A 23,924-nucleotide genomic window follows, 5' to 3' on the forward strand; every position below is an offset into this window, starting at 1 on the left:
GACAGCGAAGGAACCGCCGAGTCCGTGACGTGCACGGAGCCGGGGAGTCATCCCCATAGCCCGGTAGGCGGCTCGAGGAAGAAGGAGCTCGCCTTCGTGGCGTCCCACCGTCGTCCCAAGCATCCGAGCCGCGCCCGTGTGACCGTGCTCACCGCTACCGCCGCCGCGGCCGTGGCCCTGACCTCCCAGGCGGCCAACGCCGACCCCCAGCCCTCCAAGAGCGAGGTCAAGGCGAAGGTCGACAAGCTCTACCACGAGGCGGAGAAGGCCACCGAGCAGTACAACGGGGCCAAGGAGCAGCAGCAGAAGCTGGAGAAGGAGATCAGCGCGCTGCAGGACAAGGTGGCCCGCGGCCAGGAGGAGATCAACACCCTCCGCAGCGGCCTCGGTTCGCTCGCCGCGGCGCAGTACCGCTCCGGTGGCATAGACCCCTCGGTCCAGCTCTTCCTCGCCTCGGACCCGGACAGCTTCCTCGACGAGGCCTCGGCCCTCGATCAGCTGACGGCCAAGCAGACCGAGTCGCTGGAGAAGATCCAGGAGAAGCAGCGGGTCCTCGCGCAGGAGCGCAAGGAGGCCCAGGACAAGCTCGGTGACCTCGCGGACGTCCGCAAGACGCTCGGCGAGAAGAAGCAGAAGTTCCAGGGCAAGCTCGCCGACGCACAGCGCCTGCTCAACACGCTGACCGCCGCCGAGCGCGAGAAGATGCGCCAGGACGACCTGCGCGCCAGCCGCGCCGCGGTCGACCGGGTCGAGCTCGGCAACGAGGTCCCCGCCTCCGCCCGCGGTGCCGCCGCCCTCAACGCCGCCGCCACCCAGCAGGGCAAGCCGTACGTCTCCGGCGGCACCGGCCCCAACTCCTACGACTGCTCGGGCCTGACCCAGTGGGCCTACGCCCAGGCGGGCGTGCAGATCAGCCGCACCACCTACACCCAGATCAACGAAGGCACCCAGATCGGGCGCAGCGCCCTGAAGCCGGGTGACCTGGTCTTCTTCAACAACACCTCGCACGTGGCCCTCTACGCGGGCAACAACACCGTCCTGCACGCCCCGAAGCCCGGCGCGGTGGTCCGCTACGAGTCGATGAACACCATCGGCACCTTCCAGGTCGGCGTACGTATCTGACGACGCCCGAACGGGCGAATTCCCGCGCCCGCGCAGACCGTCCGCCCCGCCGGAGACCACAGGTCACCGGCGGGGCGTCGCCGTTTCCGCCCCGCGTCCGCGCGACGCCGCCGTTGGTCGCTCCGTAACCGTCCGACTACTGTCTGCCTGCCGCGCAGCTTCCGGTCGTCGATCCGCCCGCCCCGGGCGGCAGGGGCTGCGCGCGTCTGCGTACAGCGGAAGGGAGTGCGGCGTCCTGTGGTGTCCCACCGCCGTTCCACACCGCCCGGCCTCAGCCGGGGCACCCGGGTCACCGTCCTGTCGGCAGCGGCGGCGACTGCGGTCGCCGCACTCGGGTCGGTCACCGCGAACGCCGATCCGCAGGACACCTCCCGGACCACCGCGGCCCGGCTCGGCCGGCTGTACGTCGAGGCCGAGCGGGCCACCGAGCGGTACGACAGGGCCGGTGAGGACGCCGGCCGGCTGCGCGGCGAGCTGAGGCGGATCCAGGACCGGGCCGCGCGCGGTCAGGAACGCCTCAACCGGATGCGGACGGCACTCGGTTCGGCGGCGAGCGCGCAGTACCGCTCCGGCGGTCTCGACCCCGCGCTCGTCCTGCTGCTCTCCTCGGACCCGGACACCTACCTCGACCGGGCCGCCGTCCTGGAACGCCTGACCGAGCGTCAGTCCGGCGAGCTGCAGAAGCTCCGGCAGACCCGGCGCTCCCTCACCCAGACCCGCGCGGAGGCGCACCGGGCCCTGGCCGAGCTGAAGCGCAGCAGGGCCGCCGCCGCCCGCCACAAACGGACCGTCCAGCGCAAGCTCGCCCAGGCCGAGCGGTTGCTGGACGCGCTCCCCGGCGCCGAGCGGGCGGCCTTCGAGCGGGCCTCGCGCTCCGGCCACGACGACGGGTTCCCGGCCCTGGCCGATCTGCCGGCCGGTTCGGCCCGCGCGGCCGCGGCCGTCATGGCAGTCCGTCAGGCGCTGGGCCGCCCCTACGTCTGGGGAGCCAACGGACCGGGCGGATTCGACTGCTCCGGACTGATGCAGTGGGCCTACGCCCGGGCCGGTGTCAGCCTGCCGCGCACCTCGCAGGACCAGCGGTACGCGGGACACCGGGTGCCGCTCTCCGAGGCCCGCCCCGGCGATCTGGTGGCCTATCGGGCGGACGCCGGCCACATCGCGATGTACGTGGGGAACGGCCAGGTGATCCACGCCCCGTACCCCGGCGCCCAGGTGCGCTACGACCCCGTCGGCATGATGCCCGTCTCCTCGGTGACCCGGGTCTGACCCGTACCCTCGACCGGGTGAATCGGATCGACGGACGGTGTACCCCACCGGTGGCCCGTGACGGCCGGCGGCGTACGGCGGGAGCGGCACCAGTGCCTGTTGCGGTACTGGCCGGGCTGCTGCTCGCCTCCGGCTGCGCCGCCCCCGACGCCGACGACGGCGCCGACAGGGCCTCCACCGTCCATGCGGTCCGCGCCACCCTGGACCGGCGCGCCGCCGCCGTGCTGGACCACGACGCGGACGCCTACGCGGCCGTCGTGGACCGGAAGGCCACCGGGTTGCGCACGGCCCAGCGCCGGGAGCTGGCCCACCTCGCGGACGTACCGCTGGCCTCCTGGACGTACCGGCTGACGGACCTGACCGAACAGGGCCGGGACCGGGTCACCGCGGACGTCCGGCTGCGCTACCGGATCAAGGGCTACGACGCCGCCCCGGTCTCCACGGACCGGGTGCTCGACCTGGCCCGGGACGGCTCGGACGGCCGCTGGTACCTGGTCGGCGACCGGGCGGGCGAGGACGGCGGCCCGCAGCTCTGGCAGCAGGGCGATGTCCAGGTGGTGCGTACCGGGCGCAGCCTCGTCCTGGGGGTCGGCCGCACGGAGCAGGAGCTGCGCCGGATCGCCCGGGAGGCGGACCGCGCGGTGCCCGCCGTCTCCGACGCCTGGCCGGAACGCTGGGCCGGCCGCGTGGTGGTGCTCGTACCGCACACCGTGGCGGACATGGCCCGGTTGCTGGGGGCGCCGGAGTCGGACTACCGGGACATCGCGGCTGTCACGACCGGGCGGACCGACGGCTCCGGCCGGGCGCCCGCGGACCGGGTGGTCGTCAACCCGCAGGCGTACGGGCTGCTCAGCACGTTCGGGCAGCGGATCGTGCTCACCCACGAGATCACCCATGTCGCCACCCGGGCCCGCACCTCCGCCGCCACGCCGACCTGGCTCTCCGAGGGCTTCGCCGACTGGGTGGCGTACCGCGGCGAGGACCGCACCGCCGCACAGGTCGCACCCGAACTCGCCGACGAGGTCCGGGGCGGCGACCTGCCCTCGGGACTCCCCACGGACGAGGACTTCGGATTCGCGGGCGACCCGGCGCGCCTGGCGAAGGCGTACGAGGGCGCCTGGCTGGCCTGCGAGCTGATCGCCGACCACTGGGGCGAGAAGAAACTGTTCGCCTTCTACCGGGCCGTCCAGGGGGACTCCGGGCAGGACGGGGCGGTGCGGCGGGCCCTGCAGGACGTGCTGGCCACTTCGCCGCAGGACTTCACCGCCCGCTGGCGGGAGCATCTGAGCGCCCGGCTCGGCTGAGCCGGGGCGCGGCTCAGGAGCCGACCGCCTCCGCGGCCCGGTCGGCACCGGACCGGGCGGCCGGCGGGCGGCCACCCTCCCGCGGCCCCCGGGGCACCGTCCGCCGCCACAGCCGCCGGCCGGCGACCAGCGTCGCCGCCACCAGCAGGCCGTTGCGCAGGAACATCAACATCACGCCCGTCGCGTCACTGGTCACCACATGGACGAACCCGAGCGGGAACTCCAGCTGGGTGACGCCCGTCGCCAGCAGCACCAGACCGGCCGGCAGCCCCATCCGGCTGTCGCGGAAGACCAGACAGACCGCCGCCAGACCGACCAGCCACAGCATGTACTGGGGGCTGATCACCCGGCTCGTCGTCGTGAACAGCAGCACCGCCGTGAACGCCGCGTCGGCCGGGGTGCTCACCCCGAAGTCGCGGGCCCGCAGCCGCCACACCAGCAGCCAGCCGAAGGCCGCCACGGACAGCCCGAGAGCGAGTGCGCTCACCAGCGGCACCTGCGGCCCCAGGAACTCCAGCGAGCCGTAGTGCAGCTCCACCCGGCCCTGCCAGCCGAACTGGCGCCACACATGGAAGACCAGCGCCCCCAGCGACTCGACCTCGGTGCCCCGGTCGCGCTGGAAGCCGAGAAAGGCCAGGGCCCCGGGCATCGCCACGGTGCACACCAGCAGCAGCACGGCCGCCGACACCGCCGCGGCCGTCCAGGCCCGGCGGGTGTGCGGCCCACGGGCGGTGCCCGCCAGGATCAGCGCCGGCCACACCTTCAGCAGCGCACCGACGGCGGCCAGCACCCCCATCACCCGCGGATGCCGCGCCCCCGCGAGCAGTGCCGCGACCGCCACCGCCGTCACCATCACGTCGTACCGGGCATAGGCCGTCGTGCCGAGCAGCGGCACCCCCGCCACCCACACCCAGGCGCCCGCGGTCCACCCTCCGGTCCGGCGGCCCGCGTACAGCAGCAGCCCCAGCACCAGCCCGTCGCACAGGAAAGCGAGGACGAAGAAGGCCGGGGCGTAGTCCAGGAACGGCAGCAGTCCGGGGGAGAGGACGGCGAGTGCGGCGAGCGGCGGGTACTGCCAGGTGATGTCGTGCTGCGGGTACGTACCGGACTTCAGGACCTCGGACCAGCCGTGGTAGATCACCGAGACGTCACTGGTCACGTCCGGTCCGGGCAGCGTGAACACCTTCGTGACGCAGAGCAGCAGCGCGACCCGGGTGAGGGCCCACACCGCGAGAGCGAACCGTGTGCCCGTCGGTCCCGTCATGAAACGCCTCATCCACTTCCTCGGCGGGTGGTCGGTGCGTACCCGGTGGGTACGACGAGCCATGATGCCCGCCCCGCCTGTGCGCGAGCCATCAAGGCGGCCCGGTACTGTCGGCCGGGATGGAAAAGACCCTGATCGTGACCAACGACTTCCCGCCCCGCCCCGGTGGCATCCAGGCGTTCCTGCACAACATGGCGCTCCGCCTGGACCCCGGACGGGTCGTCGTGTACGCCTCCACCTGGAAGCACAGTCCGGAAGGCATCGCGGCCACGGCCGCGTTCGACGCCGATCAGCCCTTCACCGTCGTCCGCGACCGTACGACGATGCTGCTGCCGACCCCCCGGGTCACCCGGCGCGCGGTCCAGCTGCTGCGCACACACGGCTGCACATCGGTCTGGTTCGGGGCCGCGGCGCCGCTCGGGCTGATGGCACCGGCGCTGCGCAGGGCCGGTGCCCGCCGCCTGGTCGCCACCACGCACGGACACGAGGCGGGCTGGGCCCAGCTGCCCGGGGCCCGCCGGCTGCTGCGCAGGATCGGCGAGGGCACGGACACGATCACCTACCTGGGGGAGTACACCCGCTCCCGGATCGCCGACGCGCTGAGCCCCGGGGCGGCGGGCCGCATGATCCAGCTGCCCCCCGGCGTCGACGAGAAGACCTTCCACCCGGACTCCGGCGGCGACCTCGTCAGGGCCCGGCTCGGGCTCTCGGACCGGCCCGTCGTCGTCTGTGTGTCCCGCCTCGTGCCGCGCAAGGGCCAGGACACCCTGATCCGTGCGATGCCCGCGATCCTGGCGCGGTTGCCCGACGCGGTGCTGCTCGTCGTCGGGGGCGGCCCGTACGAGAAGGAGCTGAAGCGGCTGGCCGCCGAGACCGGGGTCGCCGACGCGGTGCGCTTCACCGGTGCGGTGCCCTGGGACGAGCTGCCCGCCCACTACGGCGCGGGCGACGTCTTCGCCATGCCGTGCCGGACCCGCCGCGGCGGCCTCGACGTGGAGGGCCTCGGCATCGTCTTCCTGGAGGCTTCCGCGACCGGACTGCCGGTGGTGGCCGGCGACTCGGGCGGCGCGCCGGACGCCGTGCTCGACGGCGAGACCGGGTGGGTGGTGCGCGGCGGCTTTGCGGAGGAGTCGGCCGACCGGATCGTCACCCTGCTCCGCGACCCGGAGCTGCGGCAGCGGATGGGGGAGCGGGGACGGGCCTGGGTCGAGGAGCAGTGGCGCTGGGACCTGCTGGCCGAGAGGCTCCGGGCGCTGCTCTGACCCCGGGGCGCCGGACCCCGCAGCGGGCGGGAGGGGCCGCACCCGGCGGCCCCTCCCGCCCGCTTCCGGTCAGCGCAGGTAGATCGCCTCGATGTCGTCCGCGAAGTCCTTCGCCACCACGCTCCGCTTCAGCTTCAGTGACGGGGTGATGTGCCCCGCCTCCTCGGTGAACTGGGAACTCAGGATGCGGAACTTGCGTACCGACTCCGCCTTCGACACCGCGGCGTTGCCGTCGTCCACCGCACGCTGCACCTCGGCCAGCAGCTCCGGGTCCTCGCGCAGCGAGGCGGGCGTCGAATCGGCCGGCCTGCCGTGGTCCTGGGCCCAGCGGCTCAGGAACTCCTCGTCCAGGGTGATCAACGCGCCCACGAACGGCCGCCCGTCGCCGACCACCATGCACTCGGCGACCAGGGCGTGTCCGCGGATGCGGTCCTCGATCACCGCGGGCGCGACGTTCTTGCCGCCCGCCGTGACGATGATCTCCTTCTTGCGGCCGGTGATCGCGAGATAGCCGTCCTCGTCGAGCGTGCCGATGTCGCCCGTGTGGAACCAGCCGTCGGCCAGCGCCTCGGCCGTCGCCGGCTCGTTGTTCCAGTAGCCGGTGAAGAGGTGCTCACCGTGCAGCAGCACCTCGCCGTCGTCGGCGATCCGGACGACCGAGCCGGGCAGCGGCTGGCCGACCGTACCGATCTTCTGGCGGTCCCACGGGTTGAAGGCGGTGGCCGCACAGGTCTCGGTGAGGCCGTACCCCTCCAGGACGGTGAAGCCGATGCCGCGGAAGAAGTGGCCGAGCCGTTCGCCCAGCGGCGCGCCGCCGGAGATCGCGTACTCGCCGCGTCCACCGAGAACGGCCCGCAGCTTGCTGTAGACCAGCCGGTCGAAGATCCGGTGCTTCACCCTCAGGCCCAGGGAGGGGCCCTGCGGGGTGGCCAGTGCGCGGCTGTACGCGATGGCGGTGCTCGCGGCCCTGTCGAAGATCTTTCCCTTGCCGTCGGCCTGAGCCTTGGCGCGCGCCGAGTTGTAGACCTTCTCGAAGACCCGCGGCACACCGAGGATCAGCGTCGGCCGGAAGGAGGCGAGTTCCTCGGTGAGGTTCTTGATGTCCGGGACGCAGCCGAGCTTGATCGGGGCCATCACCGAGGCCACCTCGACCAGCCGTCCGAAGACATGCGCGGTGGGCAGGAAGAGCAGGACCGAACACTCACCGGTACGGAAGAGGGGCTTCAGCCGCTCCACCACGTTGCCGCACTCCGCGAAGAAGCTGCGATGCGTGAGCACACAGCCCTTGGGGCGGCCGGTGGTGCCCGAGGTGTAGACGATCGTGGCGGGGTCGTCGGCCTTGGCGCTCGCCATCCGCAGATCCAGGGTCTCGTCCGAGACGTCCTGGCCCGTCTCGGACAGCCGGCGGATCGCGTCGTCGTCGATCCGCCAGATGCCCTTCAGGGCCGGCAGATCGGCCTGGACCGAGGCCACGGAGGCCTGGTGCGCCTCGGACTCCACGATGCACAGCGCGGCACCGGAGTCACCGAGGATCCACTGGATCTGCTCGGGCGAGCTCGTCTCGTACACCGGAACGGTGACCGCGCCCGCGCTCCAGATGGCGAAGTCGAGCAGGACCCACTCGTAGCGGGTGCGGGACAGCAGGGCCACCCGGTCGCCCACGCCGACGCCCGCGGCGATCAGACCCTTCGCGACGGCCCTGACCTCGGCCAGGAACTGTCGCGCATCGACATCGACCCACGCGCCCGCCACCTTGCGGCTCATCACCGCGACATCGGGATGCTGAGTGGCATTGCGGCGGATGAGATCCGTCAGGTTGCCGTCCGAGGGGACCTCGTACAGGGCCGGAAGGCTGAACTCGCGCAAGACTGCTGCTCCTCATCGGGCTCCGGTGCCACGACGCTGTGTGACGCACCGGCTGCGGTCCAAGACGGGCGGTGCTCAGTGGGGTGAGCACGACTGGACTGGCTGGACGTTACCCACCGGTAGTGGGTTCCGATAGAGGGATCCGGCCAGATGTCTTGTGCGTCACACACCACGGTGGTGCTCGTACGCACAGTAGTCCACCGCGGCGACAGGCCGACGGTTCTCGCAGGTCCGGCGGCCCCTACCCATGCGGACAGCGGGGTTCTAGGGTGGCCGTCATGCCCGCCGGACCGAAGACCCCAGCAGCCCCGCGCGCCCCGCGCGCGACCCGCACGCGCGTGCACGTGGTCAGCGATGTGCACGGCAACGCCGAGGCCCTGGCCCGCGCCAAGGACGGCGCCGACGCCCTGATCTGTCTCGGTGACCTGGTGCTCTTCCTCGACTACGCCGACCATTCGCGCGGGATCTTCCCCGATCTTTTCGGGGTGGAGAACGCCGACCGGATCGTCGAGCTGCGCACCGCCCGCCGCTACGAGGAGGCCCGCGAGTTCGGCCGCGGCCTGTGGGCGGGCATGGACCGCAACGCGGCGATCGTGTCGGCGGTCCGCAAGCAGTACGCCGAGCTGTTCGCCGCCTTCCCCACCCCCACGTACGCCACCTACGGCAACGTCGACATCCCCGGCCTCTGGCCCGAGTACGCGCACCCGGGCACCACCGTCCTCGACGGCGACCGGGTCGAGATCGGCGGTCGGGTGGTCGGCTTCGTCGGCGGCGGCCTGAAGACCCCGATGAACACCCCGTACGAGATCAGCGACGAGGAGTACGCGGCCAAGATCGAGGCCGTCGGCCCGGTCGACGTGCTCTGCACCCATATCCCGCCCGACGTGCCCGAGCTGACGTACGACACGGTGGCGCGCCGCTTCGAACGCGGCAGCCGGGCCCTGCTCGACGCCATCCGCAGGACCCGTCCGCGTTACGCGCTCTTCGGCCACGTCCACCAGCCGCTGGTCCGCCGGATGCGGATCGGTGCCACCGAATGCGTGAACGTCGGCCACTTCGCGGCCACCGGCAGGCCCTGGGCCCTGGAATGGTGACCGCACCGGCGCCGGGCCCTGGGACGAGGCGCCGTGCACACGCGATAGCCTTCTGACGGCAGGCAGCTGCCGACGCACCGGTACACCGCACTGGAGGAGCCACGGCGATGGCTGAACACACCAGCTCGAGCATCACGATCGAGGCGGCGCCGGCCGACGTCATGGGAGTGATCGCCGACTTCGCCCGGTATCCGGAATGGACCGGCGAGGTCAAGGAGGCCGAGGTCCTCTCCACCGACGCCGAGGGCCGCGCCGAGAAGGTCCGCCTCGTCCTCGACGCCGGGGCGATCAAGGACGACCACACCCTCGCGTACACCTGGATCGGCGACTACGAGGTCAGCTGGACCCTCGTCAAGTCCCAGATGCTGCGTGCCCTCGACGGCTCCTACGCACTGGCACCGCTCGGCGACGGCGACCGCACCGAGGTCACCTACCGGCTGACCGTCGACGTGAAGATCCCGATGCTCGGCATGATCAAGCGCAAGGCGGAGAAGGTCATCATCGACCGGGCCCTGGCCGGCCTGAAGAAGCGCGTCGAGTCCGTCCCGAAGGCCTGACCCGGTGCGGACGGTCCTCGTCACCGGCCCGGGCGGCGCCGGCCGTACCACCGTCGCGGCGGCGACCGCGCTGGCCGCGGCCCGGCGAGGACACCGCACCCTGCTGCTCTCCGCCGACGCCGTACCGGGCTTCCCCGGGGACACCGAACCCACCCAGGTCGCGGACGGCCTGTGGTCCGCCCGCATCGACTCCGGCGCACACTTCCGCAGCGAACTGCTCGCTCTCCAGGACCGGGCCTCCGGCCTGCTCGACCTGCTCGGCGGGAACCGGCTGGACGGCGAGGAACTCACCGAACTCCCCGGCGCCTCCCAGCTCGCCCTGCTGCACGCCCTGCGCCGGGCCGCCACGGGCGACTGGCAACCGGGCGGCCACGACGTACTCGTCGTCGACCTGCCGCCGCTGCGCGACGCGCTCGCCCTGCTCACCCTGCCGGAACAGCTGCGCCGCTGTCTGCGCAGGCTGCTGCCCCAGGAACGGCAGGCCGCACGCGCCCTGCGCCCGATGCTCGCCCAGCTCGCCGGGGTCCCCGCACCCGCCCAGTGGCTGTACGAGGCCGCCGCCCGCAAGGACGACGAACTGGCCACCGTCCAGGCCCTGATCGAGGACCGCACCACCACCCTTCGGCTGGTCGCCGAACCCGGCCCCGCCGCCGAGGACGCCCTGCGCAGCGCCCGCACCGGGCTCGCCCTGTACGGACTGCGGGTCGACATGCTGGTGGCCAACCGGGTACTGCCCCGGCACTCCGGCGACCCCTGGTTCGCGGCGCTCGCCGCGCAGCAGGAGAAGGCCACCGACCGCTGGTCCGAGGGATGGGCCCCCACCGCTGCCCTGTGCGAAGTGCCCCACCTCGGCCGAGACCCGCGAGGGCCGGAGGACCTCGGCCTCCTCGGCGCCGGAGCCGAGCGCACCGTCCTCGGGAGGGTGGGCACCGAGGCCCCCGTCGGAGGCGCCGGACTCGCCGCGGGACTGGACGGCCCGGCACCCGGCCGGGCCGACGACCCCTGGTGGATCGAGGACCCGTACGTCCCGGACGGCGTCGGCGAGATCCGGCCGCCGCGCTCCGGCGGCCGGATCGTGCCCGCCCCGCCGTCCGCCGACACCGTCCTGACCTGGTGTCTGCCCCTGCCCGGCGCCGTGAAGCAGGACCTCCAGCTGGTGCGCCGCGGCAACGAGCTGCTCCTCACCGTCGGCCCGTTCCGCCGGATCGTCCCCCTGGAGTCCGGGCTGCGCCGCTGCACCGTGTCCGGGGCCGCCCTCACCGACGGGGTGCTCCGGGTCAGGTTCACGCCGGACCCCGATCTGTGGCCCAGGAGCGGCTGAACACCGCCTCACGGGTCGGGTAACGTCGATAGCGGGCGCCCCGTACACCGGGCCGCCGGACCACCACGTCGCAGGAGTCCGCCATGAGCGAAGCCACCGATCGTCCCGTCGACGACGACGCGTGGGCGAAGGCCTGCGCCGAGGACCTGGAAGCGGAGAAGGCCCGCCGTCGCGCGCAGCACGGCCCGACCCCCGGCTCGGCCGCCGAGGAACTGCGCAAGCTGGTCGACGCCGTGGCCGACAAGGTCGCGTCCCTCCAGACGCCGCTGTTCGGCGCGGCCGCGCAGGGCACCGTGCAGCAGATCATCCGGCAGGCCAAGTCCGCCGTCGAACCCGTCATCGAACGCAATCCGGACGTCTTCGAACACATCGCCGCGGCAGGCAGCGAACTCCTCGCCGCCTACCGTTCCGCCGTGGAAGGCCAGGAGCGCCGCTGGACCCGGGGTACCCAGGAGCCCGTCGGCAACGAGAAGAAGGCCGACGACCCCAGCGACCCGCGCGACGAGGGCCCCGCCACCGGCGAACACATCGACCTGGACTGACCGGCGCCGACAGGGGCGGGTCCCCGGCTCGGGTACCGTTGGCCACAGCGGGGCTCGACCGAAACTGAGGGATTCATGGGACTCACCATCGGCGTCGATATCGGCGGCACGAAGATCGCAGCTGGAGTGGTCGACGAAGAGGGACAGATCCTCTCGACGTTCACTGTGCCGACCCCGCCGACGGCCGAAGGCATCGTGGACGCGATCGCGGCGGCCGTCTCCGGCGCCAGCGAGGGACACCGGATCGATGCCGTCGGCATCGGTGCGGCGGGATACGTCGACGACAAGCGCGCCACCGTGCTGTTCGCGCCGAACATCAACTGGCGTCACGAGCCTTTGAAGGACAAGGTCGAACAGCGTGTCGGCCTTCCGGTCGTCGTCGAGAACGACGCCAACGCCGCCGCCTGGGGCGAGTACCGCTTCGGCGCCGGACAGGGGCACGACGACGTCATCTGCATCACGCTCGGCACCGGTCTCGGCGGCGGCATCATCATCGGCAACAAGCTGCGCCGCGGACGCTTCGGCGTGGCCGCCGAGTTCGGCCACATCCGGGTCGTACCGGACGGCCTGCTCTGCGGCTGCGGCAGCCAGGGCTGCTGGGAGCAGTACGCGTCCGGGCGCGCACTCGTCCGGTACGCCAAGCAGCGCGCCCACGCCACCCCGGAGAGCGCCGCGATCCTGCTGTCGCTCGGCGACGGCACGGTGGACGGCATCGAGGGCAAGCACATCAGCCAGGCCGCCCGGCAGGGCGACCCGGTGGCGATCGACTCGTTCCGTGAGCTGGCCCGCTGGGCCGGGGCCGGACTCGCCGACCTCGCCTCGCTCTTCGACCCGTCCGCGTTCATCGTCGGCGGCGGCGTCTCGGACGAGGGCGAGCTCGTCCTGGGCCCGATCCGCAAGTCCTTCCGGCGCTGGCTGATCGGCGGCGACTGGCGCCCGCACGCCCAGGTGCTCGCTGCCCAACTCGGCGGCAAGGCAGGCCTGGTGGGCGCGGCGGACCTGGCCCGCCAGGGCTGATCCGCCACCGGGCGGCACGCAGCCGGACGCCCGCCGCGCCCTCTGGGGAGCGACGGGCGTCCGTCGTATCGTGACCGCATGGTCCTGACGCCGCTGCCTGACTCCCGTACCGAGCCGGATGGTTCGGCCGTCATCAGAGTCCTCGGCTACAACATCCGGTCGATGCGGGACGACCGCGAGGCGCTGGCCCGCGTCATCGGTGCCTGCGCACCCGACCTGGTCCTCGTCCAGGAGGCCCCGCGGTTCTTCCGCTGGCGCAAGCGCGCCGCCTGGCTGGCGGCCCGTACCGACATGGTTGTGCTCGGCGGTGGTGCCACGGCGGCCGGGCCCCTGCTGCTCTGCTCGCTGCGGGCCACCGTGGAGCGCACCGAGGACGTGCTGCTGCCGCGCACCCCCGGACTGCCCCGCAGGGGTTTCGCCACGTCGGTGGTGCGGATCGCGGGGACCCGGATCGGTCTGGTGAGCTTCCATCTGAGCCTGCAGCACGACGAACGCCTGGCCCAGACGGAGATGTTGCTGGAACGGCTGGACGCGATGAGGGTCGAGCACGCCATCGCGGCCGGCGACGTCAACGACGGACCGACCGGGACCGCGTTCCGACGACTGGCCGGGGTGTTCCAGGACTGTGCGGCCGTACGGCCGTGGGGCGGGGAGAACACCTTCCCGTCGGACCGTCCGCGACGCCGGATCGACGCGGTGTTCGCGACGGGCGGCATCGAGGTGCTCGGCTGCGGTGTCCCGGCGGGCCTGCCCGGTGTCACCGACGCGGACCTGCGGGCGGCCACGGACCATCTGCCGGTCCTGGCGGCCCTACGGGTGCCCGCCATCGGGTCGTGAGCCGCCGGGGCGGCAGATCGAAGCTGCCCCGGCCGGCCCGGTCCCGGACCACCGCCGCTCTCAGACCACCGCCCCGCGCCCGGGGTCGTCGTCGTCCTCGGCGTCGTTCATCCGCGCCACCAGCGTGACGAAACCACCCAGGAACCCGCCGACGCAGACCGTCGTGAGCCACCAGGTCATGTCCCAGCGCAGCAGCACCGCGATCAGCATCAGCACCGGACCGCCGACGACCGCGAGCCAGGCGAACTTCGTCGTGGTGTCGGCCTCCGGCAGCGGCGGGGGCTCCGGCGGGACGAAATGCCCCTCGTCGCTGTCGTCGAGGTCGCCGTCCTGCGGCTCCGTGACCTCGTAGTCGCGCGGGCCGCCGACGCCGGGAGCGAACACGATCGAGCTGCCGAGCGGCTTCTCGGGAGGTTTCGGGGACTTCTTCCCGATCCCCTTGTCCGCATCCAGGACGCCCGGCTGGTCGTCCTCCAGCAGCGCGAGATCCTCGATCGACCGGAACGGCCTGGCGCCCGGCGGGTCCGGCGGCTCCTCGCCGTACCCTGCGACGATCGCCTGCCATGCGGCGTCCTCGTCGATCGTCCGGTCCGCCCTGTCCGTCATGTCCGGCCGGTCGTCCTCGGCACCCGAGGGCACCGCCCGGGCCGCGGCGTCCTGCGGAGCCGCGCCGTCGTCGGGCACGGCCGCTCCCTCCGCGGGGAGGGCAGCTCCTTCCGCGGGACGGGGCTCGCGCCCCTCCTCGCCGCCCGCGCGCTCCGCGTCCTGCTCAGCCACCTGAGGTGCTCCCCTTCTGTGCGGCGCTCGGTGCGAGGCGCCCGATGAACCGGTGGCTCTCGTCGAAGATCCGCTCCGCATCGTGGTCCAACGTCGCGACGTGGTAGCTCTGTTCCAGCAGGATCTCCTCGACATCCGTCGAGGACACCCGGCTGAGGATCCGGGCCGAGTCGGCGGGCGGCACCACATGGTCCTGCGGACTGTGCAGGAGCAGGAGCGGCTGCGTGACCTGGGGCAGCTCGCCGTCGACCAGGCGGAAGAAGTTCCGCAGCGAATAGGCCGCGTGGAGCGGCACCCGGTCGTACCCCACCTCGACGGCGCCCTCCCGGGCGATGTCGCCCGTCAGGCCCTTCGTCGTCGGCACGACATGGCGGATGACCGGCAGGGCGTGCGCGGACAGGCCGTGCACCCTGTTCGCCGGATTGACCAGCACCAGACCGCTGATCGCGTCCCCGTGCTTCGCGGCCAGCCGCAACGCGAGGGCCCCGCCCATGGAGAGCCCGAGGACGAAGACCTGACCGCACCGCTCCAGCAGGGCGCGCAGCTCCCGGTCCACCTCCGCGTACCAGTCCTGCCAGCCCGTGAGCTGCATGTCCTGCCAGCGGGTGCCGTGTCCGGGCAGCAGCGGCAGCGAGAGGGTGAGCCCGCGCTCCGCCAGATGGTCGGCCCAGGGGCGCAACGACTGCGGGGAGCCGGTGAATCCGTGACAGAGGAGGACGCCGACCTCTCCGCCCTCGTGGCGGTACGGCTCGGCTCCAGGCAGGACCGGCACCGGGGTCTCCTGTTCGTGAGGCTCGAAGGGGAGCGAAAAGGGGGAGTGCAGAAGGATGGCTTCACGGTACGCGACGGGACTGACACCGACCAGGGCCGTCGCGCCCCCGGCCGCAGCGACGGCTCCGCGCCGGGCGGGAGCTGGGGCGGCAGCACGGGTTAAGGTCTGTCGGACAGCACACAGGAGGCACCCGAGTTGATCTACGGCGCAATGAAGTTCTCCGTCGGCGGGTCGCTGAAGCTCGCCTTCAGGCCGTGGGTGGAGGGCCTGGAGAACATTCCCGCGCAGGGGCCGGCAATCCTCGCGAGCAACCACCTGTCGTTCTCCGACTCCTTCTTCCTGCCCGCCGTCCTGGACCGCAAGGTCACGTTCATCGCCAAGTCCGAGTACTTCACCTCGCCCGGCGTGAAGGGCAGGCTGACCGCCGCCTTCTTCAAGGGTGTCGGCCAGCTCCCGGTGGACCGCTCGGGGGCCCGCGGCGCCGGCGAGGCGGCCATCAGGTCGGGCATCGAGGTCATCGAGAGCGGCGGCCTCTTCGGCATCTACCCGGAGGGCACGCGATCGCCCGACGGCCGCCTCTACCGCGGCAAGCCCGGCGGACTCGCCCGGGTGGCCCTCGCCACCGGAGCGCCCGTCATCCCGGTCGCGATGATCGACACGGAGAAGATCCAGCCGCCGGGCCAGGTGGTCCCCAGGCTCATGCGCCCGGGGATCAGGATCGGCAAGCCGCTCGACTTCAGCCGTTACCAGGGCATGGAGGGGGACCGCTTCATCCTGCGCGCGGTCACCGACGAGGTGATGTACGAGATCATGAAGCTCTCCGGCCAGGAGTACGTCGACATCTACGCGACCGCCGCCAAGCGGCAGATCGCGGAGCAGGCGAAGCGCCGGGCCGAAGGGGAGAAGCAGGCGCGCGAGGAGTCCGGTACGCAAGACTGATGGAACGGTTCGTCGCGTCATCGCGTCGTGTCCGTCCTGGGGGTGGGGGAAGTGGCCAGGCGTGAGCGGGTCGTCCGCATGTCGGTCGAGCAGCCGCTGTGGCGTGCGCTGACGGCGTACCGCGTTCTGACGGTGCTCTACGCGGCCCTGCTGGCCGCTTTCGGCGGGGCCACGTACGAGCGGCCCTGGGTGGCCGTCGTCTTCCTGGCGGTGATGGCGGTCTGGACGCTCGCCACGCTGCCGAAGGTCGCGGGCGCCGCCGCCTGCACCAAACGTTTCCTCGGCGCCGATCTGGCTCTCGCCCTCGTCGGGATCCTCATCACCCCGCTCGCCGACTTCGACGTCCGGCAGGTCGACGAATCGACGCTGCCGTCCATCTGGACCGCGGGCTCCGTGCTGGCCTTCGCCCTCAAGGGCGGCTGGCGCTGGGCGGCCTTCGCCTCCACCTTCGTCGGGCTCGCCAACATCATCGAGCGCGGCGAGCCCGGTCGGGACACCTTCCACAACGTCGTGCTGGTCTGGGTCGCCTCCATCGCCATCGGCTACGTCGTCGAGGTGGCACGGGCCAGTGAGCGCACCCTGGCCCGTGCCCTGGAGATCGAGGCCGCCACCCGTGAGCGGGAACGGCTGGCCCGCGACATCCACGACAGCGTGCTCCAGGTCCTCGCGATGGTGCAGCGCCGCGGCACGGCGCTGGGCGGCGAGGCCGCCGAACTGGGCCGGATGGCCGGGGAGCAGGAAGTCGCCCTGCGCACCCTGGTCTCCAGCGGTCTGGTGCCCACCAGCCGGGTCTCCGAGGACGCCGCCGAGGGCGCCGTGGTCCGCAGCGTCGAGGTCGACGACGAACCCGCCGGGCAGGCCGACTGCGATCTGCGGTCCCTGCTCGCCCCGCACGTCGGTGCCGGGATCAGCTTCGCGGAGCCCGGAGCCCCGGTGCTGCTCGCTCCCGGGGTCGCGAAGGAACTGGCGGCCGCTGTCGGTGCCGCCCTGGACAATGTCAGGGTTCACGCGGGGGAAAATGCCCAGGCCTGGATCCTCGTCGAGGACTGGCCGGACGAGGTGATCGTGACGGTCCGGGACGACGGCCCCGGCATCCCGGACGGGCGGCTCGCGCAGGCCGAGGGGGAAGGGCGGATGGGGGTCGCCCTGTCGATCCGGGGCAGACTGCGTGACCTGGGCGGCACGGCGGAGTTGCTCTCGGTGCCCGGCCAGGGCACCGAGGTCGAGTTGAAGGTTCCGAAGGATTCACGGGGGAAGGCAGGACCAGCCGGATGAGCATGGAGAACACCCAGGGCGCCGAGGAGCGGGCCGTCAGGGTGATGGTCGTCGACGACCATCCGATGTGGCGCGACGCCGTCGCCCGCGACCTTTCCGAGTCCGGTTTCGACGTCGTGGCGACCGCGGGCGACGGACCGCAGGCCGTCCGCAGGGCGAAGGCCGCCGCCCCCGACGTCCTCGTCCTCGACCTCAACCTGCCCGGCATGACGGGCGTCCAGGTCTGCAAGGAACTCGTCGGCTCCCACCCCGGACTGCGGGTCCTGGTGCTCTCCGCGAGCGGTGAGCACGCCGACGTACTGGAAGCGGTCAAGTCCGGTGCCACCGGCTATCTGCTCAAGTCGGCCAGTGCCCAGGAGCTGACCGAGGCCGTGCGGGCCACCGCCGTCGGAAACCCCGTCTTCACGCCCGGCCTGGCCGGTCTGGTCCTCGGCGAGTACCGCAGGCTCGCCTCCGGCCCCGCACCCGTCGCGTCCGACGGACCCAAGGCCCCGGAACTCACCGAGCGCGAGACCGAGGTGCTGCGCCTGGTCGCCAAGGGACTCTCGTACAAACAGATCGCCGAACGCCTGGTCATCTCGCACCGCACGGTCCAGAACCACGTCCAGAACACCCTGGGGAAGCTTCAGTTGCACAACAGGGTGGAGCTCGTGCGGTACGCGATCGAACGCGGTCTCGACGATGTCTGAACGCGCCGGGGCGTGCACCGCGCAGGCCAACTGATCCACATCGCAACGGAATTGACCATTCGACCCATTCCCGGGTGGGCTGGATCACCATGAGCATGGTCCGCAGGGGGCTCACTTCGGCGAAGGGATGCTTCCATGCGGGTCGGAGTACTGACCGGGGGCGGCGACTGCCCGGGACTCAACGCGGCCATTCGCGCCGTCGTCCGCAAGGGCGTGCAGGAGTACGGCTACGACGTCATCGGATTCCGGGACGGCTGGCGCGGTCTCCTGGAGGACGAGGTGGTGCCGCTCTCCGTCCCGGCGGTGCAAGGCATCCTGTCGCGGGGCGGCACCGTCCTCGGTTCCTCGCGCACCGATCCGTTCGGAACGGAGCACGGGGTACGCCGGATCAGGGGCAACCTCGCCCGGCGCGAGGTCGATTCGCTCATCGCGATCGGGGGTGACGACACCCTCGGCGTGGCGGCGGCCCTCTCCGGCGAGCACGGCATCAAGTGCGTCGGCGTCCCCAAGACCATCGACAACGACCTCTCCGCCACCGACTACACCTTCGGTTTCGACACGGCCGTCTCCATCGCGACCGAAGCCATCGACCGGCTGCACACCACCGCCGATTCCCATATGCGGGTCCTCGTGGTCGAGGTGATGGGCCGTCACGCGGGCTGGATCGCGCTGCACTCGGGACTGGCCGGCGGCGCGGATGTCATCCTCATCCCGGAGCGGCGTTTCGACGTCGGCCAGGTGTGCTCCTGGGTGACCTCCCGTTTCGGCGCGCGCTGCGCGCCGATCGTGGTGGTCGCCGAAGGCGCCATGCCGGCGCGGGGGGAGATGATCCCCGGGGACGGACCGTACGGCTCCCCGGGCCCCGTCCGGTTCTCCGGCGTGGGCGAATGGCTGGCCGGACAGATCCGGATCCGCACCGGCCGGGAGACCCGGACGGCCGTCCTCGGCCCTGTCCAGCGCGGCGGCACCCCCAGCGCCTTCGACCGCTGGCTGGCCACCCGCTTCGGCCTGCACGCGATCGATGCCGTACGGGACGGCGACTACGGCACGATGGTCGCCCTGAGGGGGACCGACATCGTCCGGGTGCCGCTCGCGGAGGCGACCGCCCGCCTCAAGACCGTCGACCCGGCCCGCTACGCGGAGGCGGAGGTCTTCTTCGGCTGACCGGCGCATGCGGATCGGGCGGGGCGGTGGGAGAGGCCAGGCAAGGCGGCGGGAGAGACCGGGGCGGGGCACCCGGATCGGGCAAGGCGGCGGGAGAGACCGGGCGGCGCGGCGGGGGCGGGGGCCGTATATTCGCGGTGACCGGAGCATGTCCCCTGATCTGCGAAGCAAACGGGAGAAGATGTGGAAATCCTGGCATTCGGTGTGCAGTCCGATGAGAAGCCGCTGATCGAGAAGGCCTTCGCCGGGCAGCACGAGGTCCGTTGCCTGGACGTCTTCCTGACCAAGGACACCGCCCCCATCGCGGCCGGCTACGAGATCATCTCCACCAGCGTCAACGCCGACCTGGGCAGCGGCGTCCTGCAGACCCTCGCGGCGGGCGGCACGCAGATGATCGCCCAGCGTTCCACCGGCTTCAACAACATCGACCTCGACGTCGCCGAACGGCTCGCCCTGCGGGTCGCCCGGGTCTCCTCCTACTCGCCGTACTCGGTCGCGGAATTCGCCTGGACCCTCGCGATGGCGGTCAACCGCCGCGTCATCCGGGCCGCGAGCCGGACCCGCGACTTCGACTTCCGGCTCGACGGCCTCCTCGGCCGGGACATGCACGGCCGGACGGCCGGAGTGATCGGTACGGGCAAGATCGGCGAGGCGTTCACCCGTATCGCCCACGGCTTCGGAATGAGGCTGCTCGGCTGGGACATCGCCGAGAACCCGGCCTGCGTCGCACTCGGCATGGAGTACGTCGACCGCGAACAGCTGCTCGCCGAGGCGGACCTGGTCAGCCTGCACGTTCCGCTGCTGCCCTCGACCCAGCACATCATCGACAAGGCCGCCCTTGCGCACATGAAGGGCGACGCGATCCTGATCAACTCCAGCCGCGGCGGACTCATCGACACCAACGCCCTGGTCGCCGAGTTGCGCGCGGGCCGGTTCCTGGGCGTCGGGCTCGATGTGTACGAGGCGGAGGCCGGGCTCTTCTTCGTCGACAAGTCCCTGGAGGGCATCGACGACGACACGCTCGCCCGGCTCGTCACCTTCCCGAACGTCGTGGTGACCTCGCACCAGGCGTACTACACCCAGGACGCGGTGTCCCAGATCATCGACGCCACCGTCCAGAACGTCGCCGACTACCTGGCCGGCCGCCGCAGCGAGAACGTCCTCGTCCCGAAGCCGTCCCGGTGAATCCGCTGCCGGCCCATTGAACCCGCGCACCCCCCGGCGGACCGGGGCCCCGGAACTCCTCCGGGCCCCTGTCCGCCGCGGTCCGCCCCGGTCAGCCGGCCACCGGCAGCCCGGCCAGCAGCTCGGCCACGATCGTCGTACCGCGCAGGGTGAGCACCGACTCGGGATGGAACTGCACCGAGGCGAAGCCCGGCCCGCGCAGCGCGTGAAGCTCCCCGTTCACCGGGTCGATGCTCGCCTCGACACCGTGCGCCGCCAGCTCGGCGACCGCCTCGGCGTCACAACGCGCGGTGAAGCTGTTGTAGAAGCCGACGGTCTCCGGGCGCCCGAACAGATCGATCCGGGTCTGCGCCCCCTGGTACGGCACCGTCTTGCGGACGATCTCCAGCCCCAGCTCCGCCGCGATGAGCTCATGGCCGAGACAGACCCCCAGCAGCCCGTGCCGGTGGTCGCGGACCAGCTCCGCGGCCAGTTCGCGCAGCAGCCGCATCTTCGGATCGGCCTTCTCGCCCGGATTCCCCGGCCCGGGACCCAGCACGACGGGGCCCTCGTGCGCCCGCACCCGTGCGCGCAGCCCCGGCGCGTCGTAGCGGTGCACCGACACCTCCAGCCCCGAGGAGCGCAACAGATGCGCCAGCATCGCGGTGAAGGTGTCCTCCCCGTCGATCACCAGGGCATGGCCGGACAGCTTCTGCGTACGCTCCTGCATCCGCAGCCAGAACGGAGCCAGGCCGTCGCGCCGGGCATCCAGGGCCGCCTGGACCCGCGGATCGCCCGCCAGGTGCGCGCGCACCGCCCCGTTCGGCGGCCGGTGCGCCGGGCGTACGCCCAGCGCGGCCAGTACCCCGGCCGCCTTCGCGTGGGTCTCGGCGACCTCGCTGTCCGGGTCGGAGTGGCGTACGAGGGTCGCCCCGACCGGTACCCGCAGACGTCCGTCGGCCGAGATGTCGGCGGTGCGGATCAGGATCGGTGAGTCCAGGGTCTGCGTCCCGTCCGGCTCCTGCCGCAGCAGTGCCAGCGCCCCCGCGTAGTAACCGCGACCGTCCGGCTCGTACCGCTCGATGACCCGGCAGGCGTTCTGGACGGGAGAACCGGTGACCGTCGCCGCGAACATGGTCTCCTTCAGCACCTCCCGCACATCCAGCGACGAACGCCCGCGCAGTTCGAACTCCGTGTGCGCGAGATGGGCCATCTCCTTGAGCCGCGGCCCGACCACCACCCCGCCCATGTCGCCGACGGTGCACATCATCTTCAGTTCCTCGTCGACCACCATGGAGAGCTCGTCCCTCTCCTTGTGGTCGGAGAGGAAGCCCAGCAGACCCTCGGCCGTCGGGCCCGCGGCGGGGTAGCGGTACGTTCCGCTGATCGGGTTCATCACGACCGTCCCGCCCGACATCCGGACATGCACCTCGGGGCTGGCACCCACGAGCGTCCGCCCCGGAGCCGAGGCCCCTTCGGACGCCTTGTCCTGCGTGTGCACGACGAACGTCCAGTACGCACCCCGCTCACCGGTCAGCAGCCGCCGGAAGAGGGCCAGCGCGTCGGCCCGGCCGAAACCCGGGATCTCGCCCCGGAAGGTCCGGCTGATCACGAAGTTCGCCCCCTCGCCCTGCCCGATCTCGTCCTCGACGACACGCCGGACGATCCCGGCGTACTCCTCGTCGGGGACGTCGAAGGCCCCGCCCTCGACCGAGACGGCATGGTCCGGCAGCCGCTCCAGGACTTCGGCCAGCGGCAGCTCGTAGCTCTCGTCCGCGACCAGTACGGAGAGCGGAGTCCCGTCGTCGCGCACATCGAAACCGCGCTCGGCGATCTGCCGGAACGGCACCAGGGCGAGCGAGGGCAGCGCACCGACCGGGAGATCGGCGAGCCGGTCCGCTTCCCGCACCCGGCCGATGAGCACCTCGACGATGTCCTGGGAACGGCCGGGGGCGCGGCGGCGCAGCAGCGCGAACGGCGGGCAGTCGTCAGCGAGGAGCCGCTCGACGACGAGGGCGGTGCGGTGAGACATGGGTGGTTCCTTCCCTGCGGAGGAACGGCTCCCGAAACGCGAAGAAGGCCGCCCCTCGGGCGGCCTTCGCGTGGTCTGTCGCGCGATCGATCAGTGGGCCGCCGGATGAGCGGTCCACCACCAGTTCTGGGTCTCTTGCGCGAACATGGTCCGAACCCTAGCGGAACACCATGGCATCCGAGCGCGCGTCTCACCTTTTGAGCTTGGGCCGGGACGTCCCGCCGGACGCCGTAATGTGGTTGGCGTGACCGTGAACGCCAATACCTCCGTCGCCGGTGGCAACACCTGGCGAGACCTTCCCGCGGCGCAGCAGCCCGAGTACCCCGATGCCGAGGCTCTGCGCGATGCACTCGCGGACCTCGCGTCGTATCCGCCGCTCGTCTTCGCGGGCGAGTGCGACCAGCTGCGCGCCCGTATGGGAGCCGTCGCCAAGGGCGAGGCGTTCCTGCTGCAGGGCGGTGACTGCGCCGAGGCCTTCGACGCCGTGTCGGCCGACCACATCCGGGCCAAGCTGAAGACGCTGCTCCAGATGAGCGCCGTGCTGACCTACGCGGCCTCCGTGCCCGTCGTCAAGGTGGGCCGGATCGCCGGACAGTACTCCAAGCCGCGCTCCAAGCCGACCGAGACCCGCGACGGCGTCACCCTGCCGACCTACCGCGGCGACTCCGTCAACGGCTTCGCCTTCACCGAGGAAGCCCGCGTCCCGGACCCGCAGCGGCTGAAGCAGATGTACCACGCGTCCGCTTCCACGCTGAACCTGGTCCGCGCCTTCACCACCGGCGGTTACGCCGACCTGCGCCAGGTGCACGCCTGGAACCAGGACTTCGTGAAGTCGTCGCCGTCCGGCCAGCGCTACGAGGCGCTCGCCCGCGAGATCGACAACGCGCTCAACTTCATGAAGGCGTGCGGTACGGACCCGGCCGAGTTCAAGGCCGTCGAGTTCTACGCCTCGCACGAGGCCCTGCTGCTGGACTACGAGTCGGCGCTGACCCGCACCGACTCGCGCACCGGCCAGCTGTACGACACCTCCGCCCACATGGTCTGGATCGGTGAGCGCACCCGCCAGATGGACGGCGCGCACATCGAGTTCGCCTCGAGGGTCCGCAACCCCATCGGCATCAAGCTCGGTCCGACGACCACCGTCGACGAGGCGCTCGGCTACATCGAACGCCTCGACCCCGAGCGCGAGCCCGGCCGGCTGACCTTCATCGTCCGCATGGGTGCCGACAAGGTCCGCGACAAGCTCCCCGACCTGGTCGAGAAGGTCACCGCCTCCGGCGCCACCGTGGCCTGGGTGACCGACCCGATGCACGGCAACACCTTCGAGGCCGCCTCCGGCCACAAGACCCGCCGCTTCGACGATGTCCTGGACGAGGTCAAGGGCTTCTTCGAGGTGCACAAGAGCCTCGGGACCCACCCGGGCGGCATCCACGTCGAGCTCACCGGCGACGATGTCACCGAGTGTGTCGGCGGCGGACACGAGATCTTCGTGGACGATCTGCACCAGCGCTACGAGACGGCCTGCGACCCGCGGCTCAACCGCAGCCAGTCTCTCGACCTGGCGTTCCTGGTCGCCGAGATGTACCGGGACCAGTAGTCACCGCAGGCAGTGCGTGTACGACGGTGGGGCACGGATCCATGTGATCCGTGCCCCACC

General features: G+C 71.9%; 22 protein-coding genes. 16 read left to right on the forward strand and 6 right to left on the reverse strand.

From position 1 onward, the window contains the following. The first annotated feature begins 96 nt into the window (after positions 1–96). From AB0L71_RS00515 to AB0L71_RS00525, 3 genes are all read left to right on the forward strand, one after another. Positions 97–1,122, forward strand: coding sequence for an NlpC/P60 family protein (locus tag AB0L71_RS00515; RefSeq protein ID WP_365236265.1), 1,026 nt, complete (start codon positions 97–99; stop codon positions 1,120–1,122). A gap of 237 nt (positions 1,123–1,359) precedes the next feature. After that, positions 1,360–2,391 (forward strand): NlpC/P60 family protein, encoded by a 1,032-nt coding sequence (locus tag AB0L71_RS00520; RefSeq protein ID WP_365236266.1) that lies wholly within the window; start codon positions 1,360–1,362, stop codon positions 2,389–2,391. Between the two features lie 92 nt (positions 2,392–2,483). Next, on the forward strand, positions 2,484–3,695 hold the full coding sequence (locus tag AB0L71_RS00525; RefSeq protein WP_365236268.1) for a hypothetical protein: 1,212 nt from the start codon (positions 2,484–2,486) through the stop codon (positions 3,693–3,695). 13 nt (positions 3,696–3,708) lie between these two features. Here the strand turns inward: AB0L71_RS00525 and AB0L71_RS00530 are convergent, their stop codons facing one another. Further along, positions 3,709–4,959 (reverse strand): glycosyltransferase family 87 protein, encoded by a 1,251-nt coding sequence (locus tag AB0L71_RS00530; RefSeq protein ID WP_365236270.1) that lies wholly within the window; start codon positions 4,957–4,959, stop codon positions 3,709–3,711. Positions 4,960–5,078: 119 nt separating this feature from the next. Between AB0L71_RS00530 and AB0L71_RS00535 the strand changes: the two genes are divergently transcribed. Further along, the gene (locus tag AB0L71_RS00535; RefSeq protein ID WP_365236272.1) at positions 5,079–6,221 is read left to right on the forward strand and encodes a glycosyltransferase family 4 protein; all 1,143 of its coding nucleotides are present in this window, start codon (positions 5,079–5,081) and stop codon (positions 6,219–6,221) included. A gap of 69 nt (positions 6,222–6,290) precedes the next feature. On the opposite strand, the gene AB0L71_RS00540 is transcribed toward AB0L71_RS00535, so the two are convergent. Beyond that, positions 6,291–8,087 (reverse strand): AMP-dependent synthetase/ligase, encoded by a 1,797-nt coding sequence (locus AB0L71_RS00540; RefSeq protein ID WP_365236274.1) that lies wholly within the window; start codon positions 8,085–8,087, stop codon positions 6,291–6,293. Positions 8,088–8,431: 344 nt separating this feature from the next. On the opposite strand from AB0L71_RS00540, the gene AB0L71_RS00545 reads away from it, so the two are divergent. The 6 genes from AB0L71_RS00545 (at position 8,432) to AB0L71_RS00570 (ending at position 13,455) form a co-directional block, all read left to right on the forward strand. After that, positions 8,432–9,181, forward strand: a complete 750-nt coding sequence (locus AB0L71_RS00545; protein WP_365236761.1) for a metallophosphoesterase — start codon at positions 8,432–8,434, stop codon at positions 9,179–9,181. Between the two features lie 107 nt (positions 9,182–9,288). Beyond that, positions 9,289–9,738: an SRPBCC family protein gene (locus tag AB0L71_RS00550; RefSeq protein WP_365236276.1), complete on the forward strand. Its 450-nt coding sequence runs from the start codon at positions 9,289–9,291 to the stop codon at positions 9,736–9,738. A 4-nt stretch (positions 9,739–9,742) separates the two neighbouring features. After that, positions 9,743–11,059, forward strand: a complete 1,317-nt coding sequence (locus AB0L71_RS00555) for an ArsA-related P-loop ATPase (protein ID WP_365236278.1) — start codon at positions 9,743–9,745, stop codon at positions 11,057–11,059. 83 nt (positions 11,060–11,142) lie between these two features. Then, positions 11,143–11,601, forward strand: a complete 459-nt coding sequence (locus AB0L71_RS00560; protein ID WP_365236279.1) for a DUF5304 domain-containing protein — start codon at positions 11,143–11,145, stop codon at positions 11,599–11,601. A 75-nt stretch (positions 11,602–11,676) separates the two neighbouring features. Next, positions 11,677–12,618 carry an ROK family glucokinase gene (locus AB0L71_RS00565; protein ID WP_365236281.1) on the forward strand — a complete coding sequence of 314 codons (942 nt, stop codon included), beginning with the start codon at positions 11,677–11,679 and terminating at the stop codon, positions 12,616–12,618. 78 nt (positions 12,619–12,696) lie between these two features. Continuing rightward, positions 12,697–13,455: an endonuclease/exonuclease/phosphatase family protein gene (locus AB0L71_RS00570; RefSeq protein WP_365236283.1), complete on the forward strand. Its 759-nt coding sequence runs from the start codon at positions 12,697–12,699 to the stop codon at positions 13,453–13,455. A gap of 60 nt (positions 13,456–13,515) precedes the next feature. Here AB0L71_RS00570 and AB0L71_RS00575 read toward each other — a convergent pair whose 3' ends face one another. After that, a complete protein-coding gene (locus tag AB0L71_RS00575) occupies positions 13,516–14,232 on the reverse strand; it encodes a hypothetical protein (protein ID WP_365236285.1) in 717 nt (238 codons plus the stop codon). Then, the gene (locus AB0L71_RS00580) at positions 14,225–15,004 is read right to left on the reverse strand and encodes an alpha/beta fold hydrolase (RefSeq protein ID WP_365236287.1); all 780 of its coding nucleotides are present in this window, start codon (positions 15,002–15,004) and stop codon (positions 14,225–14,227) included. The genes AB0L71_RS00575 and AB0L71_RS00580 overlap by 8 nt, the downstream gene beginning before the upstream one ends. Positions 15,005–15,199: 195 nt before the next feature. On the opposite strand from AB0L71_RS00580, the gene AB0L71_RS00585 reads away from it, so the two are divergent. From AB0L71_RS00585 to AB0L71_RS00605, 5 genes are all read left to right on the forward strand, one after another. After that, complete coding sequence (locus AB0L71_RS00585) at positions 15,200–15,943, forward strand: lysophospholipid acyltransferase family protein (RefSeq protein ID WP_365236289.1); 744 nt, start codon at positions 15,200–15,202, stop codon at positions 15,941–15,943. A gap of 51 nt (positions 15,944–15,994) precedes the next feature. Beyond that, the gene (locus AB0L71_RS00590) at positions 15,995–17,218 is read left to right on the forward strand and encodes a DUF5931 domain-containing protein (RefSeq protein WP_365236291.1); all 1,224 of its coding nucleotides are present in this window, start codon (positions 15,995–15,997) and stop codon (positions 17,216–17,218) included. Continuing rightward, positions 17,215–17,907 (forward strand): response regulator transcription factor, encoded by a 693-nt coding sequence (locus AB0L71_RS00595; protein ID WP_365236293.1) that lies wholly within the window; start codon positions 17,215–17,217, stop codon positions 17,905–17,907. Before AB0L71_RS00590 ends, AB0L71_RS00595 begins: the two co-directional genes overlap by 4 nt. 135 nt (positions 17,908–18,042) lie before the next feature. Next, positions 18,043–19,071, forward strand: coding sequence for a 6-phosphofructokinase (locus tag AB0L71_RS00600; protein ID WP_365236295.1), 1,029 nt, complete (start codon positions 18,043–18,045; stop codon positions 19,069–19,071). Positions 19,072–19,254: 183 nt separating this feature from the next. After that, the gene (locus AB0L71_RS00605; protein WP_365236297.1) at positions 19,255–20,256 is read left to right on the forward strand and encodes a 2-hydroxyacid dehydrogenase; all 1,002 of its coding nucleotides are present in this window, start codon (positions 19,255–19,257) and stop codon (positions 20,254–20,256) included. A gap of 91 nt (positions 20,257–20,347) precedes the next feature. On the opposite strand, the gene AB0L71_RS00610 is transcribed toward AB0L71_RS00605, so the two are convergent. Continuing rightward, positions 20,348–22,267, reverse strand: a complete 1,920-nt coding sequence (locus AB0L71_RS00610) for an anthranilate synthase family protein (RefSeq protein WP_365236299.1) — start codon at positions 22,265–22,267, stop codon at positions 20,348–20,350. Positions 22,268–22,357: 90 nt separating this feature from the next. Further along, positions 22,358–22,444 carry a trp operon leader peptide gene (locus AB0L71_RS00615; RefSeq protein WP_365236763.1) on the reverse strand — a complete coding sequence of 29 codons (87 nt, stop codon included), beginning with the start codon at positions 22,442–22,444 and terminating at the stop codon, positions 22,358–22,360. 73 nt (positions 22,445–22,517) lie between these two features. Between AB0L71_RS00615 and AB0L71_RS00620 the strand changes: the two genes are divergently transcribed. Beyond that, complete coding sequence (locus AB0L71_RS00620; RefSeq protein WP_365236765.1) at positions 22,518–23,864, forward strand: class II 3-deoxy-7-phosphoheptulonate synthase; 1,347 nt, start codon at positions 22,518–22,520, stop codon at positions 23,862–23,864. Positions 23,865–23,924: the final 60 nt, after the last annotated feature.

Source organism: Streptomyces sp. NPDC052052 (genome assembly GCF_040680455.1).
Lineage (GTDB): Bacteria > Actinomycetota > Actinomycetes > Streptomycetales > Streptomycetaceae > Streptomyces.

Excerpts from the sequence above, each read along its gene's own strand:
- AB0L71_RS00530 (WP_365236270.1), bottom strand. The coding sequence starts at position 4,959 with ATGACGGGACCGACGGGCACACGGTTCGCTCTCGCGGTGTGGGCCCTC.
- AB0L71_RS00535 (WP_365236272.1), top strand. The coding sequence starts at position 5,079 with ATGGAAAAGACCCTGATCGTGACCAACGACTTCCCGCCCCGCCCCGGT.
- AB0L71_RS00550 (WP_365236276.1), top strand. The coding sequence starts at position 9,289 with ATGGCTGAACACACCAGCTCGAGCATCACGATCGAGGCGGCGCCGGCC.
- AB0L71_RS00560 (WP_365236279.1), top strand. The coding sequence starts at position 11,143 with ATGAGCGAAGCCACCGATCGTCCCGTCGACGACGACGCGTGGGCGAAG.
- AB0L71_RS00565 (WP_365236281.1), top strand. The coding sequence starts at position 11,677 with ATGGGACTCACCATCGGCGTCGATATCGGCGGCACGAAGATCGCAGCT.
- AB0L71_RS00570 (WP_365236283.1), top strand. The coding sequence starts at position 12,697 with ATGGTCCTGACGCCGCTGCCTGACTCCCGTACCGAGCCGGATGGTTCG.
- AB0L71_RS00595 (WP_365236293.1), top strand. The coding sequence starts at position 17,215 with ATGAGCATGGAGAACACCCAGGGCGCCGAGGAGCGGGCCGTCAGGGTG.
- AB0L71_RS00600 (WP_365236295.1), top strand. The coding sequence starts at position 18,043 with ATGCGGGTCGGAGTACTGACCGGGGGCGGCGACTGCCCGGGACTCAAC.
- AB0L71_RS00610 (WP_365236299.1), bottom strand. The coding sequence starts at position 22,267 with ATGTCTCACCGCACCGCCCTCGTCGTCGAGCGGCTCCTCGCTGACGAC.
- AB0L71_RS00615 (WP_365236763.1), bottom strand. The coding sequence starts at position 22,444 with ATGCCATGGTGTTCCGCTAGGGTTCGGACCATGTTCGCGCAAGAGACC.